17 protein-coding genes are annotated in these 16,594 nt (G+C 54.0%); 11 read left to right on the forward strand and 6 right to left on the reverse strand.

Annotated features, from left to right (window positions below; genetic code table 11):
* Positions 1-1,725, reverse strand: a complete 1,725-nt coding sequence (locus M0646_RS09450) for an ABC transporter permease subunit (protein WP_286649579.1) — start codon at positions 1,723-1,725, stop codon at positions 1-3.
* Between the two features lie 127 nt (positions 1,726-1,852).
* Here M0646_RS09450 and pyk point away from each other — a divergent pair, with 127 nt between their 5' ends.
* The 6 genes from pyk (at position 1,853) to M0646_RS09480 (ending at position 7,478) form a co-directional block, all read left to right on the forward strand.
* Complete coding sequence (gene pyk, locus M0646_RS09455) at positions 1,853-3,286, forward strand: pyruvate kinase (protein WP_149820273.1); 1,434 nt, start codon at positions 1,853-1,855, stop codon at positions 3,284-3,286.
* A 70-nt stretch (positions 3,287-3,356) separates the two neighbouring features.
* Positions 3,357-4,076, forward strand: coding sequence for an SIMPL domain-containing protein (locus tag M0646_RS09460; protein WP_399374380.1), 720 nt, complete (start codon positions 3,357-3,359; stop codon positions 4,074-4,076).
* A gap of 9 nt (positions 4,077-4,085) precedes the next feature.
* Entirely contained in the window at positions 4,086-5,438 is a 1,353-nt protein-coding gene (locus M0646_RS09465; RefSeq protein ID WP_286625486.1) for a DUF3370 domain-containing protein, read from the forward strand.
* A gap of 70 nt (positions 5,439-5,508) precedes the next feature.
* Entirely contained in the window at positions 5,509-6,681 is a 1,173-nt protein-coding gene (gene moeB / locus M0646_RS09470; protein WP_286625487.1) for a molybdopterin-synthase adenylyltransferase MoeB, read from the forward strand.
* Between the two features lie 162 nt (positions 6,682-6,843).
* Positions 6,844-7,311, forward strand: coding sequence for a photosystem I reaction center protein subunit XI (locus M0646_RS09475; protein ID WP_149820281.1), 468 nt, complete (start codon positions 6,844-6,846; stop codon positions 7,309-7,311).
* 50 nt (positions 7,312-7,361) lie between these two features.
* On the forward strand, positions 7,362-7,478 hold the full coding sequence (locus M0646_RS09480; protein WP_149820283.1) for a photosystem I reaction center subunit VIII: 117 nt from the start codon (positions 7,362-7,364) through the stop codon (positions 7,476-7,478).
* A gap of 109 nt (positions 7,479-7,587) precedes the next feature.
* Here the strand turns inward: M0646_RS09480 and M0646_RS09485 are convergent, their stop codons facing one another.
* On the reverse strand, positions 7,588-8,121 hold the full coding sequence (locus tag M0646_RS09485) for a tetratricopeptide repeat protein (RefSeq protein ID WP_149820285.1): 534 nt from the start codon (positions 8,119-8,121) through the stop codon (positions 7,588-7,590).
* A gap of 128 nt (positions 8,122-8,249) precedes the next feature.
* Between M0646_RS09485 and M0646_RS09490 the strand changes: the two genes are divergently transcribed.
* Complete coding sequence (locus tag M0646_RS09490; RefSeq protein WP_286625489.1) at positions 8,250-8,642, forward strand: hypothetical protein; 393 nt, start codon at positions 8,250-8,252, stop codon at positions 8,640-8,642.
* Positions 8,643-8,766: 124 nt separating this feature from the next.
* Here the strand turns inward: M0646_RS09490 and M0646_RS09495 are convergent, their stop codons facing one another.
* The 4 genes from M0646_RS09495 to M0646_RS09510 form a co-directional block, all read right to left on the reverse strand.
* Complete coding sequence (locus M0646_RS09495; RefSeq protein WP_286625491.1) at positions 8,767-9,975, reverse strand: MlaD family protein; 1,209 nt, start codon at positions 9,973-9,975, stop codon at positions 8,767-8,769.
* Positions 9,976-10,016: 41 nt separating this feature from the next.
* The gene (gene nadB / locus M0646_RS09500) at positions 10,017-11,657 is read right to left on the reverse strand and encodes an L-aspartate oxidase (protein WP_286625492.1); all 1,641 of its coding nucleotides are present in this window, start codon (positions 11,655-11,657) and stop codon (positions 10,017-10,019) included.
* Positions 11,658-11,688: 31 nt separating this feature from the next.
* Complete coding sequence (psbU, locus tag M0646_RS09505; protein WP_206200911.1) at positions 11,689-12,093, reverse strand: photosystem II complex extrinsic protein PsbU; 405 nt, start codon at positions 12,091-12,093, stop codon at positions 11,689-11,691.
* A gap of 237 nt (positions 12,094-12,330) precedes the next feature.
* A complete protein-coding gene (locus M0646_RS09510) occupies positions 12,331-13,530 on the reverse strand; it encodes an adenylate/guanylate cyclase domain-containing protein (protein ID WP_286625493.1) in 1,200 nt (399 codons plus the stop codon).
* 316 nt (positions 13,531-13,846) lie between these two features.
* On the opposite strand from M0646_RS09510, the gene M0646_RS09515 reads away from it, so the two are divergent.
* From M0646_RS09515 to dnaB, 4 genes are all read left to right on the forward strand, one after another.
* Positions 13,847-14,341 carry a Photosystem I reaction center subunit III gene (locus M0646_RS09515; protein WP_149820294.1) on the forward strand — a complete coding sequence of 165 codons (495 nt, stop codon included), beginning with the start codon at positions 13,847-13,849 and terminating at the stop codon, positions 14,339-14,341.
* A 37-nt stretch (positions 14,342-14,378) separates the two neighbouring features.
* Positions 14,379-14,504 (forward strand): photosystem I reaction center subunit IX, encoded by a 126-nt coding sequence (gene psaJ / locus M0646_RS09520; protein WP_011058244.1) that lies wholly within the window; start codon positions 14,379-14,381, stop codon positions 14,502-14,504.
* Positions 14,505-14,679: 175 nt separating this feature from the next.
* Positions 14,680-15,138, forward strand: coding sequence for a 50S ribosomal protein L9 (rplI, locus tag M0646_RS09525; RefSeq protein ID WP_149820295.1), 459 nt, complete (start codon positions 14,680-14,682; stop codon positions 15,136-15,138).
* A 14-nt stretch (positions 15,139-15,152) separates the two neighbouring features.
* Positions 15,153-16,502, forward strand: coding sequence for a replicative DNA helicase (gene dnaB, locus M0646_RS09530; protein WP_149820297.1), 1,350 nt, complete (start codon positions 15,153-15,155; stop codon positions 16,500-16,502).
* Positions 16,503-16,594 lie beyond the last annotated feature (92 nt).

Raw genomic sequence — 16,594 nt, forward strand, 5'->3', positions numbered from 1 at the left:
CTACAACAGTTGATATTTCGTTTCCGCCAAGCGGTAGAGGGGGCGCCAAACCAAGCGGTTGGTCAAAACCACCAATAGTGACATGACTGCCGTGGCGGCCATCAGTAGGGGAAAATCCCCCCGAACGCTAGCCTCAGAAATCGTGGCCCCCAAGCCAAGGGTTTGCTCCGTTTGATTCTGAAATTCCACATATTCACTGACAATGCTGGAGTTCCAAGCGCCGCCTACCGCCGTAATGATGCCCGTAATCAAATAGGGAAAAATGCCGGGCAGGATCAGGGTGCGCCACCGCTGCCACCAAGAGAGTTGATAGACCACCGCTGCTTCAAATAATTCCGTGGGAATCGCCTGGGCACCGGCAATGACATTAAAGAGGATGTACCACATAGTTCCCAGCATCATGAGAGCCACAGAGCCAATCTCCAAACCCCCACCCACATTGGCCAGCGCCAACAGCAGCACTGGAAACAGCGCCGTAGCCGGTACCGATGCCGCAATTTGGACAATGGGTTGCAACACTTGAGCAGCACGGGGATTGCGACCGATCGCCACCCCCACTGGAACTGTCCACAGTAGGGAGAGAACCAGTGCCACCACTACCCGCACCGTGGTCAGAACCGCCCCTAGACCAATTTGCTGCCAATCTTGCCAACTGACACCAAACATTTGCCGCAAAAAGGCGATCGCTCCCCAACCCACGAAGGTGGCAAAAATCAGCAAAATGATGGGGGTTATCGGCCAGTTGCCTTGGTCATTCTGGGGGGCAACAGATTGACGTGGGTGTTTGGGGCGCAACTGCTCATCCAGTCGTTCCCAGACGGGGGCAAAGATATTTTGGTGGAAGGCTCGCAACGTGGGCGATCGCCGCAGGAAATCAAGAACGAAGGATTTAGGAACATTCTCCGCCTCGACCATTTCCATCTTGAATTTTTCGCCCCAAGCAATGAGAGGGCGCCACACCAGAATATCAATCACGATAATGATGCCAATTAATACCGCCAGACCGTAGGCCAATGCTGCATAGTCCTGTTGGTTGGCTGCTTCCGCCAGATAGGAACCTAACCCCGGCAACGTAAAGGTTTTCTCGCCAATGGTAAAGGACTCGATCGCCATCAGGAAAAACCAGCCCCCCGCCACTGACATCACACTATTCCAGATCAGGCCAATGGCACCCGCCGGCAAATCCAGCGTCCACACCTGCTGCCACCACCCCAGCCGATAAATTTTTGCCACCTCCCGCAGCTCCCGAGGCACGCTAATCAAAGACTGATAAAAGCTAAACGTCATGTTCCAAGCCATCCCCGTGTAGATGAGGATAATGGCCGCCAATTCCACGCCAATACGGCTCCCCGGAAAGAGGGCAATCAGTGCCAGCACCACCCCCGGCAAAAACGACAGCACGGGAATCGATTGCAGAATATCCAGCAGCGGCAGCAGGATTTTTTCAGCAGTGCGATTGTAGTAGGCAATATAGGAATAGAGGATGCTAAACACCAAGGAGATGATATAGGCAATGAGCATCCGCAGCAGCGTTTGAGCGGTGTAACTTGGCAAGACCGCTGGACTCAGCTCAATGGTGATCGTGGGATCATACTGTCCTGTAAACTGCGCAGCCGTGTTGACAATCCAAAAGATCAGGGCAATCAAGGCCAAAATAATCAGGCCATCTTGCCAAGTCCAAGCACGATTCAGCGTTTGATTATCGGGGGTAAGGGGGCGTGCCATCGCGGCCTCCAGCGGTAGTCTCCACGAGGCAAATTATAGCCACATCCCTGTAGCCACAAAAGTTAATGTCCAATGCAAGCCAGAACACCACCGGATTCCCTGACCTATGCCTAAGATTTAGGAGAGCATGAAGTTATCCCCCTCTCCTATGCTGTTTCGTCGCACCAAAATTGTCGCCACCATTGGCCCTGCCAGTCGATCGCGGGAAGTGATTCAGCAGATGCTCGCCGCCGGCATGAATGTGGCACGGTTAAATTTCTCCCATGGTGACTATAAAGATCATGCCGAAACCATTGCCCTGCTGCGACAAGTGGCCAATGAAGCAGCAACGCCCCTGACACTCCTGCAAGATTTGCAAGGCCCGAAGATTCGCGTTGGTCAGCTTCCTGAAGGGAGCATTGAATTAGTGGAAGGGGAGCAAGTCCACCTCGTGCCGCTCACTGAGGAAGAGACACAAGGCATTGGCATTGATTATCCCTATCTTGCCGAAGAGGCGCAGCCGGGGATGCAGGTGCTCTTGGATGATGGCCTCTTGGAATTGGTGGTCGAGGCCATTGCGGGAGATCGGGTCACCTGCCGGGTGGTGCAGGGGGGCACGCTCAAAAGTCGTAAGGGGGTAAACTTGCCGGATCTCAATCTGCGGCTGCCTTCCCTCACAGACAAAGACAAGCAGGATATTCAATTTGGCATTGAGCAGGGGGTTGATATTATCTCCCTGAGTTTTGTGCGCCGAGCTGAGGATCTCTGGGAGTTGCGGGAGTACTTAGCGGCCCACGGTGCCAGTGATATGCCCGTACTGGCAAAAATTGAGAAACCCCAAGCAGTGGAAAATCTCTCAGCGATTTTAGGGGTGGCCGATGCAATCATGGTTGCGCGGGGCGATCTCGGTGTGGAGATGCGGGTAGAGAAGGTGCCGCTGCTGCAAAAGCAAATTATTCGCGAGTGCAACTACCGCAGTATTCCTGTGATTACGGCAACCCAAATGCTAGAGAGTATGATCCACAATCCCCGACCGACGCGGGCAGAGGCCAGTGATGTCGCCAACGCCATTCTTGATGGTACAGATGCGGTGATGTTGTCGGGCGAATCTGCTGTGGGGGCTTTTCCTGTGCAGGCGGTGAAGATGTTGGCGCGGATTGCAGCGGATGTGGAGCCGCACCTTGAGTTTGACAATATGCCCGCCTACCGCAATGATGAGACCCATGCCCTAGGTGAAGCCTTAACCACCATTACTCAAATCCTCGATCTGCGGGCGATCGCCTGCTTTACGGAAACGGGCTATACCGCAACCATTGCCTCTGGGGAACGGGTGAAACCCATGATTGTCGCCTTTACCGATCGCCCCCGCGTTTATCACTGGATGAATTTGCTCTGGGGTGTGAAGCCGATTCTTTTGGAAACGCTGCCTATGACGTTTGAAGGGATGATTGCCGTGGCTGAAAACCAACTCAAGGAGCGCCAGATGGTCACTGAGGGCGATAAAATTTTGATTCTGGGCGGCATTCCTGCCCAAACTCCCCAAGGAACGAATTTTATTAAAATTCATACGATTAGCGCCTAAAGGGGAACAGAATCCCAGTGGGAGGCGGTCTGGAGAGAAACAAGGTTCATGAGTTTTTTGCTGAGCTGTGGTGAATACCGCTGTGAAACATCCGTTAACGCCTTTTTATACCCTCAGTCTTGCCGCGCTTCTTGTTGGGGGATCTGTGGTGGTTGCTGAGCGACCCGCCGTGAGCCAAGAAGCCCAACGTACCCTGACGGTTACAGGTCGAGGCACAGAAGCCATTTCAGCAACCCTTGCCCAAGTCAGCCTAGGGGTCGAGGTGCAAGGTCGCACGGCTCAAGAGGTACAGCAAGAGGTGGCGCGGCGAGCCAATGCCGTTTTGGCGGTTCTGCGGGCACGGGAAGTCAGTCAACTGCAAACCACGGGGCTGAGCCTCAGTCCCAATTATCAATACACCAACAATCAGCGGATACTGGTGGGCTATATCGGGCGCAATACGGTGAGTTTTCGCATTGCTAGCGATCGCGTGGGGCCCCTTCTTGATGCTGCTGTCCAAGCTGGCGCAACCACGATTGACAATATTAGCTTCACCGCACCAGAGGCGACGATTGCCGCTGCCCAACGCACTGCCCTGCAGCGCGCGACCCAAGATGCCCAAAGTCAAGCCCAAGCGGTACTCAGTGCCCTCAATCTCCAACCGCGCCAAGTGGTGAGCATTCAAATTAATCAGGCGGCACCCCCGCCAAGACCCCTTGCCGTTCGCGCAGCAAACATGGCCGATAGCACCCCTGTGGTGTCCGGGGAATTACAGGTAGAGGCGAGTGTAACGCTGCAAATGAGCTACTAGGTCTCGGTAATGTCTGTTCATTTCCGTTGGTTTTTGGGGAGCGGTGCGGCCTTGGTTGTCATTTCCCCAGTGCTAGCTCAGGCGCCGGCAACAATTGAAAAACCGCAAAAAGTGCTCCCTTTACCGGGTGCCCTTGATCAGGTGCCTGTGTTGAATAGCAATAGCCCAGAGGTGGTGCAGCGATCAGGGATTCTCCTGTCCACATTTCCGCCAGAGGGCAAAGCAACTCCTAGTGCCCACTTGAACTTTGCTTTTCGCGATCGCTTTGATATTTTTGCCCACCATATTGCGAAGCCCCGCGACCCGCAGGATCTCACGACCCTCTACCTAGGGATTCTCGCCTACAACCCCAGTTCTGAACCGGTAACGGTGAATTTGATCCATGCCGCCAGTTACTTGAGTCAGCCGGATGCGCCCTTTCGTCCTCTGCCCAATCAGCAGGCCAATGATCTCGGCCAAGTTTTTGCTGGTCCGGGCGATCGCGTCATGCTGGATATTTTGCGACAACGGCGGCAATCGGGATGGCCCGCACAAATCATGATTCCCCCACGCAGTTATGCCCTGATCGCCAATTTACCGATTCCGGTCAAGGGACTCGACCCCCCCCTCAATGGCCGTTCGCTGCTGATTCGTGCCCGCAGTAGTGGCAACCTCTACCTCGCCAGTTTAGCCCGCTTTGGCAATGAACCGCCGACCCTAGAGCAATGGCAGCAGACACTGACGGCAGGGGAATTGGTCACCCCCCGCGATCGCGCCCCCACCCCCCCCGATCAAGGGGGCAGCATTATCTATGGCCGAGTGGCGGGTGTCGCCCTTGGCTCCCGCTGGCACAATCCCCAACAACAACCGATTCCGATTCCCGCCGCGGGTACCGCCTTCTCCTATCCCATTAGTTCGTTAGTGGCAGGGCGCTTGGGCACAGGACAAGTGCAAACGGCTCCCCTCGTGGTGCGCTATCCCGATACGGCCTATGCTGCCCATGGCAACTATGGCATTGAATATGATCTGGTGCTACCGCTACAAAACACCAGCGATCGCCCCCAGACCGTGCGCCTTGCCCTCCAAACCCCCATCAAATTCGACGCCCCCGCCAGGGGCTTACGGTTCTTTGCTGAACCACCCACCCGCATCTTTTTCCGAGGCAGTATCCGATTGCGCTTCCGCGATGATCAAGGCACCCCCCAAAGTCGAATCATTCACCTTGTCCAACGTCAGGGCCAGCAGGGGGACGATCTCGTGCGGCTCACGCTACAACCCCAAGAAATCCGCTGGGTACAGTTCACCCTGCTCTATCCGCCGGATGCGACCCCCCCCCAAGTGTTGACAATTGAAACCTTGGCAGATCCTCTGTCGCGCCCCTAAGTAAAATAAGAAAATCCCCTCACCCTTGCTGATCGGGTTAGATCAGCCGCATTTTTTATGAAGGGCTACCATGCTAAATCCAGACCTTTCTACGATTGAACTCACGAAAGACGACTATGAACGCTATTCCCGCCATCTGATTTTGCCAGAGGTGGGTGTTGAGGGTCAAAAACGCCTCAAAGCTGCCAGCGTGCTTTGCATTGGCACGGGTGGATTGGGATCACCTCTGCTGCTCTATCTCGCCGCTGCCGGTATTGGCCGCCTTGGCATTGTAGATTTTGATGTGGTGGATAGCTCCAATTTGCAACGGCAGGTGATCCACGGCACCTCTTGGGTGGGCAAGCCGAAAATTCAATCGGCCAAGCACCGCATCCTTGAGATCAATCCCTACTGCCAAGTGGATCTCTACGAAACTCGCTTGAGCGCCGCCAATGCCCTTGAGATTATGGCGGACTACGACATTGTGGTGGATGGCACCGATAACTTCCCCACCCGCTACTTGGTGAACGATGCCTGTGTGCTCCTGAATAAGCCCAATGTCTACGGCTCGATCTTTCGCTTTGAGGGCCAAGCCACGGTCTTTAACTATGAGGGCGGCCCTAACTATCGTGATCTCTATCCGGAACCGCCGCCACCGGGCCTAGTGCCCTCCTGTGCGGAAGGGGGCGTTCTTGGGATTCTACCGGGTATGATTGGCGTCATCCAAGCCACGGAGACGATTAAAATTATTCTTGGCAAAGGCACAACCCTGAGTGGCCGCCTCTTGCTCTTCAACGCCCTCGACATGAAATTCCGTGAACTCAAGCTGCGCCCCAACCCCGAACGGCCAGTCATTGACAAGCTCATTGACTACGAAGAATTCTGTGGTATTCGCCAAGCGAAAGCACAGGAGGCCGCCCAAATGGCAGAAATTCCCGAAATGACCGTCCAAGAACTCAAAGCCCTCATGGACAGCGGTGCCCAAGATTACGTCCTTGTGGATGTGCGCAACCCCAACGAGTACGAAATTGCTCGGATTCCTAGCGCTGTGCTCATTCCCCTCTCGGAAATTGAAAATGGCCCCGGTGTGGAGAAAATCCGCAATCTGGTGAATAGCCATCGCCTCTTGGTGCACTGCAAGATGGGGGGGCGCTCTGCCAAAGCCTTGGGCATACTGAAACAGGCTGGCATTGAGGGAATCAATATCAAAGGGGGCATTGACGCTTGGAGTCGCGAAGTGGATCCCAGCGTGCCCACCTACTAGGCGGCACTTGAGGGCGGGACTGCGTAAGGGGATGTTGCGATACATGAACTTTCTTGAAGAGATGAACGCCCTCTCTCGCGCGATCGCCCGCCCTTGCCTAGAATAACCACTTAGGTTCGTGCCTGTGCGCGGACATGACGGAATGCTAGGGAAATAAAAATCATGGCAGAAGAACTGGTTAAGCCATACAATGGCGATCCCTTTGTGGGGCACTTGTCAACGCCCATTTCTGACTCTGGCCTAGTGAAGACTTTTATTGGTAACCTCCCCGCCTATCGTCAAGGCCTCTCCCCCATTCTGCGGGGTCTTGAAATTGGCATGGCCCATGGCTACTTCCTCATTGGTCCTTGGGTCAAGCTCGGTCCCCTGCGGGACTCCGATGTGGCCAACTTGGGCGGTTTGATTTCTGGTATCGCCCTGATTTTGATTGCCACGGCCTGCTTAGCGGCCTATGGTCTAGTCAGTTTTCAAAAGGGTGGCAGCAGCAGCGATCCCCTGAAAACCGGTGAGGGTTGGAGTCAGTTTACGGCTGGCTTCTTTGTGGGGGCTATGGGTGGTGCCTTTGTGGCCTTCTTCCTCCTCGAAAACTTTGCTGTTGTGGATGGCATCATGACCGGCCTCTTTAACTAGGGCTTTGCTCACACTTTACTTTTGATCACCCAGAAGGAGAACCGCTGATTATGATGGGATCTTACGCTGCATCCTTTTTGCCTTGGATTTTTATTCCCGTGGTGTGCTGGCTGATGCCCACGGTGGTGATGGGGTTGCTGTTCCTCTATATCGAAGGAGACGCCTAAACCGAGGGGTAGCTTATCCAGCTAAATACACAGAGTGAATTGCGAACTGGTTGGGAAATGTCCTAGCCAGTTTTTTATTGTTAACTAGTTTTTGCTTGACGAGGTATCCTCAAGCCGCCGCGCCACTCAGCCGTTTTTTCAGGGAATTCACCCGCCGTTGGGCGATCGCGTTGTTGGGGTCGTATTTCAAGGTATGTTGATAGGCTTCAAGGGCAGGTTGGGCTAGGTTCTTTTTCTCATAGGCGTGACCGAGGTTGTTGGCAGCCGTGATGTACTCAGGCTGGTTTTTTAGAGCCTCTTTGTACTGGCGAATGGCCAAGTCATACTGCTCCTGCATGAAGTAGGCATAGCCAAGGGCATTGTAGATGGGAGCAAGGTAGGTTTCGCCTTCGTTTTCAGCCGCCTTCAGAGCCTTTTGAAACAGGGGAATGGCTTGACTGGCCAGTTTCTTTGTCAGGTAGATGCTGCCTAGCTCAAAGTATTCCTGAGTCGTGCCCGGTTCCTGCTTGAGTTTTCGTTGGAGGCGTGCCAAAGTAGATTCAATGCGGCGGGTTTTGAGGATTTGTTTGACCACAAACCAAGCTGAGACGCCGAGTAGAATAATCAACACACTTAAATAAACCGCAGGTAAGGCATTCTCCATGGTAAGTCGTATCCCCAGTAACAACCGATCGCTTTGCAACTTAGGTGCTATGCATTTATTCCTTAGGTCTATGATAAACAGAGGCGACCCCTTTAACCCTAGAAATCTCGCAATTTAAGCCACCGACTATGAATCCACCTGTGGTTCCCGGCAATCGTTCTATTCCAGATAATGAAAAATTTCGTTTCCCTGCGGGCAGTGCGCAACTCTCGGAACCGTTTCGCCAATACATTTGGGTCAATTTAGCCTCAATGGTTATGGATACCCGCAAAAAGTATGGCATTGACACCGTGGAAATCATTGGCCATACCGACGGCCAACCCAATCAAGGCGGGGTCAGTAATCTCGATACCTTGCTAGAGCAGGCGGTAGCTACCAATACATTGAACCGCTTGACCCCCGGATCGAATGCTGATCTCGGCCTGATGCGGGCACTGGCGATCGCCAACGAACTGCGCAAGGTGCAAGCAAAACAACCCCAACTGGCTGGCCTGAAATTTCGCGCTTACTCTGCGGGGTAGCTCTACTTGCTCAATGGTCAGCTCGCACCAGCAAACCGCAATCCAGATGTTTCCCGGCGTCGTATCGAAGTGCGCTTTACCCGTACGGGTAGAACAGAAACCGCCCGCTAAACCAATTGCCAACCTAAGGATCATTGGTCACGGCAGCTTCTTCCTCTTTGGGGGGCGCTGCCGCCCCACTTGGACTGGGGGCGGGGCTAGGGGCAGGTGGCTGAGTTTCTCCTAGGGAAGTGGCATGGAGTGCCAAGAATTGCTGCTCAAGCTCTTCACTGGAAGCCAGTAGGCGACTGAGGATTTTAATAAGGCGTCGCAAATCAGACTGGAAGGATTCATCGCCCGTGAGTTTGAGCAAGTCATTCGTGAGTTTTTGGGCATTGATAAATGTTGCGCGTGCCGCATCTAGGGTTTGGGCGATCGACAGCATAATGATGGGACTGCTCAGTGTCCCAGAGACTTTATTGAGATTGGCTGCTGCTTCGGCACCATTTTTAATGAGAGCATCCAAATTGGCCAGCAATTCCCCCTGCTCCAGTTGATTTGTCAGGGGCCGCAGTGCTTTGAGCGTGGTTCTCAGATCGCGGGCAGCACCATCAATGTTGCGCAAGGCGGAGTTAATCGTGTTGCGGTTGACCTCAACCAGTTCGCTGATCTGGTTGGCCGCACGGGTCACTGCTTGCGAGGCGGTGCCAAAATTCCGTAGTTCAGCACGGGCTTCATTACTGAGGGCGTTGAAACTATCGAGAGCAGTGGTCACCCTCGTCAGGGATTGATCGGCACGGTTGACGGTGCGGGTTGCGCCCAAAATAAGGGTATTGGCATTGTTGATAATCCCCGATTCCTCAAGGGCAGTGGTAAAACGAGTGGCCGCTCGCACCAAATCCTCTAAGCTGGCAGTGCGTACCCCAGTCACGCGATCGCCGTTGCAGTAAATCAAGTCTGGTTGGCACTTGGGGGCAAAGGCAGTGACGCCCTCGGGAATCTCCGGTACCCGCTCCTTGGGGGTAAAGTCCAAGAAGGCCTGACCAATAAAACCCGACTGGCGAATCTCCGGTACAGCACTACGGGGAATTAACACATTGTTGACGCGCACACTCACTTGGACACCATTGGCATCAAACCCAATGGCCGTGACTCGTCCCACTTGGACACCGCGATAGCGCACCTGTGTCCCCACCGCTAAGCCGGGTGCTGTATCCAATTCCACCTCAAGGGTGTAGCTATTGGTACCGGCAAGGTTGCCCCGCAACCAGAGTAGGCCGACCCCTAATGTGGCTAAGCCCGCAAGGATCACCAGACCCACCAAACTTTCCTGCACACGTCGTGACTGCATCATAGGGATAGATCACCGCAAAAAATTTTTGGAATCTATAGCAACTATAGTTTACTCTGGACGCCTTGAATTGCCGCTTTTTGCCAGTGCTCTCCCCAAATTAGGGTGTGCATTTGCCAATTGGGATCGGGTTGGGGGTAGTCTTGACGGTAGTGGCCGCCGCGGCTTTCCTCGCGAAAGAGGGCACTTTTGAGAATTAAGTAGGCAATGTCCAAGAGATTGCGTAGCTCGCCCCATTCCCAAAGAGTTGTCTGGGCGGCTGTATTGCTGAGGGTATAGCAGTGATTGGGGTTGAGTTCACGAAGGGCGATCGCAATCGGATGAGCCAGCAATTCTTGGCGCCATTCCTTCACTTGGGAAAGAGCGGCCATCAGCGTGGGAGCATCGCGACAAATGCCAGCACTTTGCCACAGGAGTTCCCGCAGATCTTGGCGCCACTGCCGAAAACTCACTGGCTCAATTTCAAGGGCTTGCTGGCTAACAGGGGACACCGCCAAGGGAAGGGGCTGAGGGTGCAGATGTGCCAGTTGAGCTGAAAAGACAAAGCATTCCAAAAGGGAGTTACTAGCAAGGCGATTGGCACCGTGGACACCAGTACTGGCAACTTCACCAACGGCATAGAGGCCGGGAAGGCTGGTCTTAGCCTGCAAATCGGTGACGACTCCCCCCATCCAGTAATGGGCTGCTGGGGACACGGGAATGGGTTGCTGTTCAACGTCAATGCCCCACTGCCGACAGACAGCAATGATTTTCGGAAAACGGTAGTGCAGGCGATCGCGGGGAATCGGTCGTAAGTCCAGCCAGACATGGGGGGCATGGCTCTGCTGAAGGTGACGGTAAATGGCACGACTGACAATGTCTCGTGGTGCCAGCTCGCCAGCAGGATGGTAGTCCGCCACAAAGCGATGCCCTGTGTGGTCTATGAGATGTGCCCCTTCACCGCGCACTGCTTCACTGATCAGAAATCGCGGTGCTCCCTCAACGGCAAGAGCGGTGGGATGAAATTGGAAAAACTCGACATCCCGAATGTGTGCTCCTGCCCGCCATGCCATTGCCACACCATCGCCAGTGCTTAAGGGGGGATTCGTGGTTTGGGCAAAAACTTGACCGCCGCCCCCCGTGGCGAGAACAACTGCACCCGAGCGCAGCCACTGAAGTTGTCCCTGACACAACAGACACACCCCACAGCATCGCCCCGACTCTAGCCACAGATCAAAGACAAAGCTATTGGGCAGAAGCGTGATATGGGGTGCAGCAGTGACCTGTTCGAGCAGTGTTGTAATCAGGGCTTGACCTGTGGTGTCAGCGGCATGAAGTACCCGAGGACGAGAATGAGCCGCTTCGAGGGTCAGAGCCGGGCGATCGCCCACGCGATCAAAAGCTACCCCCATCGCCAAGAGCCGCTCCACCTGTACCGGTGCCTGCTCAACCAAAAACTGGACACTCACTGGATCACAGAGGCCAGCCCCCGCAGCAAGGGTATCTTGGGCATGGAGTAGGGGAGAATCCGTCGGGTCAATGGCCGCAGCCATACCGCCTTGTGCCCAGCCACTGGCAGATTGTCGAAGGTCAGTTTTGGTAATCAGGCCAATGCGATAGCTAGGGGGAAGGGCAAGGGCAGCACTGAGACCCGCAGCACCACTGCCAATGATTAAGACATCAAATCCAGAAGTTGCGGGAGTCAACGCTAACCCAAAATTGATCTAATGAGGGTAGTTATTTGTATAGCCCATTATTATAGCGATCGCCACCCTCAACGAGAGCCGTTTCCACCTCGGTCACCGTAAAGTGATCCAAGTTTTCCCGCAGAATTTCCTTTTGCCGCTCCGTCAAACCGGGAATGTTCAGGACATCTTCAACGGATTGGTAGGGGGCATTTTTAACGATTAATTTAGCTAGGGTTGGGTACAGACCGCGGTATTGAATAAAGGCGGCAATGTTGGTATTGTTGAGGTCAATTTTTTCACCATAGGCAGTGCCGAGTTTCTCATCTACCACATTGACCAGTTCTTCCTCGGTGGATGCAGTTGCCGCCAAGGTTGGGGCACTCCAGTTGATCCAGCCCAACAGGCTAACGCCCACGAAGTAAGCCAGTGCTAGCCAGCGGCCCAAACGTTGCATAATTCCTTTACCTCCCAAATCTCACAGATCATTACAAAAAACAGCGGTTCATTAAGAGTCAAAGCAAAGAACTGACCACATCGCACAGCGAGCGCAGGCGGCGGTAGCCGATCGCCAGCAGGGTGACAGAGGAAACTGAGGCATTACGCCCACAATAGACTGATGTCTAGACTGCCCCCTACAGGTGATTCAATAATATCAGAGGGAGGCCGTCCCTTAATCCCTTTTTTCAGGTGTTTAGTGCAGGGTGTCCCTCCCTTTGATGGCTTGGGCAAGGAACCGATGGAGGTCATCAAAGCTGCCCACGTAGGCGGGTACAGGGGCATCATAGCCCTTGAGGTTCAGCACTTGGGGTCGAAAGGGGACAACGGTTGGACAAGACTGTACAAGGTAGTGGTAGGTGGTTGCCCCCATAGCCAGATCAGCGGCAATGGTTTTGGTGGCACTCTCAAGGCGAAAGGCAGCGTTAACGGTATCTCCCAGAGCAGTATAGTCGGGGCGATCGCCACTCCCCGTATTCCCCACCATTGCATAGCCTGTATTCAAACCAGAACCAATGCGCAGTGGCCACGGCAAGGGATAGTGCTGGTGCAGTTCTCCCGTCATCAGCCGTAAATCCTCTAAGGCAGAGAGGGTGTGGCAAATTTCTTGATAGCCAATCTCCTCGCTTTCGTGGATCCAAACCGCCATGACCGCATCGCCAATGTACTTGTCGACCCAACTGCCGTATTGACGAATAATCTCACCCGCCCGATGAAACCACGTGCCAATTAGCTCCGACAGTAGCTCCTCTTCGAGTTGCCGCGTCAGCTTGGTAAAGTCACGAATATCCACAACCAAGACCGTCAACAGGCGGCGGACATGGAGCAGTGCTGTGGAGGAGCCTTCGGATTGAGGCAAAGACAGAGTGGCATTTTCGGCAAATAGGGGGGCAAAGGGTTCGTTAAAAAAGTCCAGTTCCGTTTGGCCAAAGGTAATGCGATCGCCATTGTGCAGGGCAACGGGAATACTGACGCGGCGACCATTGACGAACGTGCCATTGCGACTGCCGAGATCAATGAGATAAAACTCCCCCTGTCCCATGCGCTGAATCATGGCATGGTTCCGTGACATCCAGCGATCGCTGAGCACAATGGAATTGTCTTCACTGCGGCCAATGGTCCAGCAGTTCCCCCCTGTCAAGGGAAAATAACAAACCGTGTCCTCACTCACCAGTGCCAGATGGGGTTCTGAGGGGGGTGGGGTCTCAGGGTGAACGACCTCAGGGGCGCCGGGAATCTGCGAGAGGGTATGGCGGAGTTGATTAATAATTTGCTGCTGGCGCAAAATAATCGCCACTAACTGTTGGGCAGGTAAGGTCTCGAGGATCTTTTGGTCGGGCAAGTTAAACGTCAGGTCAGCATCCATGGGGGGCAAAATAGGAGAAACACTTTTCATAGTTGCGAAATCACCGTGGGTCAGCTCTCCCCCCAGCGCCACCGATGTGTAGATGTTTCAAAGTCAAATCCAGCAATAGATCCAGTCTAGCAAAGGAGCTTTGTCTGGCTCAATAGATGCAGTCTGTGCGGTAGCACCAATCAACCATAGAGCGATCGCCAGAGGAAGCATTAGTCAGCATTTGCCCTCGTAAAAATTATTAACCTTTCCCCTAGGGTTGGGTTGAAGCCCATCCGCTAAAATGATGGCAGCTTTGGGAGGGATTGCTCTCTCCGTGAATGCACTTTGACCTGTCTGCATTTGAGGACAACACTCCATGCGTCGATTGTTAGCCCTACTCCTTGTCTTGACCCTGTGGCTAGGTTTTACCCCTCTAGCCGCCGCTGATGTGGCAGGACTCGTCCCCTGCAAAGATTCTCCTGCCTTTCAAAAACGCGCTGCCGCTGCTGTGAATACCACCGCTGATCCCGCCTCCGGTCAAAAACGGTTTGAGCGCTATAGTCAAGCCCTGTGCGGCCAAGATGGTTTGCCCCACCTCGTTGTGGATGGTCGCCTCAGCCGTGCCGGTGATTTTCTCATTCCCAGTGTGCTCTTCCTGTACATTGCCGGCTGGATTGGCTGGGTGGGTCGCGCCTACTTGATTGCCGTGCGCGATAGCGGTGAAGCCAATGAAAAAGAAATCATTATTGATGTGCCCCTTGCCATCAAATGCATGCTCACGGGGTTTGCTTGGCCATTGGCTGCCCTCAAGGAGCTGGCAGCGGGTGAACTCACCGCCAAAGACAACGAAATCACCGTTTCCCCTCGCTAGCTTCACTGTTTGTTGACTGTCATAAGGACGACGTACCATGAAACACTTTTTGACCTATCTTTCCACCGCGCCCGTGCTGGCCGCCATTTGGATGACGATTACCGCTGGGATTTTGATTGAGTTTAATCGTTTCTATCCCGACTTGCTCTTCCATCCCCTTTAAGTGAACCCTTAACTTTGGAACAAACTCGGTACAAGGGTGGAACAGCGTTCTGCCCTTTTTTTGTCGCAATTGCTGCCGAGAGGCTATAGAATAGTTATTTGTCCTAAAATAGCAGCCGTAGCCACCAGCGCTGACGCTTGCTGTTAACCCATCCAGTTAATGAAAGAGGATCCCCATGGCAAAGCGGGTGCAAGTTGTCTTGAATGAAACCGTCAATAAACTCGGGCGAATGGGTCAAGTCGTCGAAGTCGCCCCCGGCTATGCCCGTAATTACCTATTTCCAAGAGGGATTGCCGAGCCAGCAACCCCCAGTGCCCTGCGGCGCGTAGAGCGACTCCAAGAAAAAGAACGGCAGCGGCTTGCCGAACTCAAAGGCGTTGCTGAAAAACAAAAAGCCACCCTCGAAAAACTGGCCACCATTACTATCTCAATGCCCGTGGGCGAAAAAGATATGCTCTTTGGCAGCGTTACACCGCAAGATGTGGCCGATGCCATCCAAGCCATTACCGGCGAAACCATTGATCGCCGTGAAATGATTCTGCCTGAGATTCGCAAATTGGGCACCTACACGGCTGAAATCAAGCTCCACCCCGAAGTGAGTGTCAAACTCAATATCCAAGTCGTTGCCGATTAGGGCTAGCCTCCTTGATGGTTCAGGAGCCAAGTTTTCAGCCCGATAGCCAACTGATTCCCCCCCAGAACCTCGAAGCGGAAGAGTGGATCTTGGGGGGTATTCTCTTAGACCCGGAAGCCATCAACCGGGTGGTGGATATTTTGCCGGTTGAGGCCTTTTACCTCAGTGCCCACCGCGAGATCTATCGGGCAGCAGTTTCTCTCCACAGTCGCGGCAGCCCCACGGATCTGCTGTGCGTTACCGCTTGGCTACAGGATCAGGGGCTATTGGAGCGAGTTGGGGGGCACACCAAGCTGGCGGAACTGGTGGAGCGCACAGTGAGCGCGATCAATATCGATCGCTACGCCCTCTTGGTCAAGGAAAAATACCTGCGCCGTAAGCTTATTGAAGCCGGTACCCATGTGGTGAAGCTGGGTTACGATAGCAGCCTCTCATTGAATGTGATCTTGGATCAGGCCGAGCAGCAGATCTTTAGTGTGACGCAGGATCGGATTCAGCAGGGATTGACCCGCACCGATGAAATTCTTACCCGCACGTTTACGGAATTGGAGCAGCGGGCGATCGGTAATATTCAGCCGGGTCTATCCTGCAATTTCTATGATCTGGACAACATGACCCAAGGCTTCCAGCGATCGGACTTGATTATCATTGCCGGTCGTCCTTCAATGGGCAAGACGGCGATCGCCCTGCAAATTGCTCGTCGCATTGCCGAAATTCACAATCTGGGGGTGGCGATCTACAGCCTTGAGATGTCCAAGGAGCAACTGGTGCAACGTCTCCTTGCCAGCGAAGCCCGCATTGACAGCAACTATTTACGGGCGGGGCGCATTAGCCAACACCAGTGGGAACCCCTAAGTCGGGCGATCGGGATTCTCTCGCAACTGCCTATCTACATTGACGACACTCCCAATCCCACCCTTGGGGAGATTCGCTCCACTGCCCGTCGCCTCCATGCCGAGCATCCCAACGGTCTCGGCCTCATTTTGATTGACTATCTGCAACTGATGGGTGGCGAAGAAACCACAGAAGGTCGGGTGCAGGAACTCTCCAAAATTACCCGCTCCCTCAAGGGACTGGCGCGGGAACTCAATGTCCCTGTCATTGCCCTCTCCCAACTCAGCCGCAGTGTCGAATCGCGGCAAAATAAACGCCCCCTGATGTCTGATTTGCGCGAATCCGGCTCCATTGAACAGGATGCCGACTTGGTGATTCTGCTGTACCGCGATGAATATTACAACCCTGATACCCCCGATCGCGGCATTTGTGAACTCCTGATTGCCAAGCACCGCAATGGCCCAGTGGGCACCGTCAAGCTCCTCTTTGACCCCCAATACACTCGCTTTGAAAACCTTGCCCGCGATTAGTCGAGTGGGGAGAGCATTCTGTTTCCTCACCTTGGAGGTTCGGTGTCAACGATAATTGCTCCTATCTATACTGGGGTCATGTCCTGATGAGG

The sequence above is a fragment of the Thermosynechococcus sp. B3 genome (assembly GCF_030323045.1).
Taxonomy (GTDB): domain Bacteria; phylum Cyanobacteriota; class Cyanobacteriia; order Thermosynechococcales; family Thermosynechococcaceae; genus Thermosynechococcus.

Coding starts and splice junctions, on each gene's coding strand:
- M0646_RS09450 (WP_286649579.1), bottom strand. CDS start 1,725: ATGGCACGCCCCCTTACCCCCGATAATCAAACGCTGAATCGTGCTTGG.
- pyk (WP_149820273.1), top strand. CDS start 1,853: ATGAAGTTATCCCCCTCTCCTATGCTGTTTCGTCGCACCAAAATTGTC.
- M0646_RS09465 (WP_286625486.1), top strand. CDS start 4,086: ATGTCTGTTCATTTCCGTTGGTTTTTGGGGAGCGGTGCGGCCTTGGTT.
- moeB (WP_286625487.1), top strand. CDS start 5,509: ATGCTAAATCCAGACCTTTCTACGATTGAACTCACGAAAGACGACTAT.
- M0646_RS09475 (WP_149820281.1), top strand. CDS start 6,844: ATGGCAGAAGAACTGGTTAAGCCATACAATGGCGATCCCTTTGTGGGG.
- M0646_RS09480 (WP_149820283.1), top strand. CDS start 7,362: ATGATGGGATCTTACGCTGCATCCTTTTTGCCTTGGATTTTTATTCCC.
- M0646_RS09485 (WP_149820285.1), bottom strand. CDS start 8,121: ATGGAGAATGCCTTACCTGCGGTTTATTTAAGTGTGTTGATTATTCTA.
- M0646_RS09490 (WP_286625489.1), top strand. CDS start 8,250: ATGAATCCACCTGTGGTTCCCGGCAATCGTTCTATTCCAGATAATGAA.
- M0646_RS09495 (WP_286625491.1), bottom strand. CDS start 9,975: ATGATGCAGTCACGACGTGTGCAGGAAAGTTTGGTGGGTCTGGTGATC.
- psbU (WP_206200911.1), bottom strand. CDS start 12,093: ATGCAACGTTTGGGCCGCTGGCTAGCACTGGCTTACTTCGTGGGCGTT.
- M0646_RS09510 (WP_286625493.1), bottom strand. CDS start 13,530: ATGAAAAGTGTTTCTCCTATTTTGCCCCCCATGGATGCTGACCTGACG.
- M0646_RS09515 (WP_149820294.1), top strand. CDS start 13,847: ATGCGTCGATTGTTAGCCCTACTCCTTGTCTTGACCCTGTGGCTAGGT.
- psaJ (WP_011058244.1), top strand. CDS start 14,379: ATGAAACACTTTTTGACCTATCTTTCCACCGCGCCCGTGCTGGCCGCC.
- rplI (WP_149820295.1), top strand. CDS start 14,680: ATGGCAAAGCGGGTGCAAGTTGTCTTGAATGAAACCGTCAATAAACTC.
- dnaB (WP_149820297.1), top strand. CDS start 15,153: ATGGTTCAGGAGCCAAGTTTTCAGCCCGATAGCCAACTGATTCCCCCC.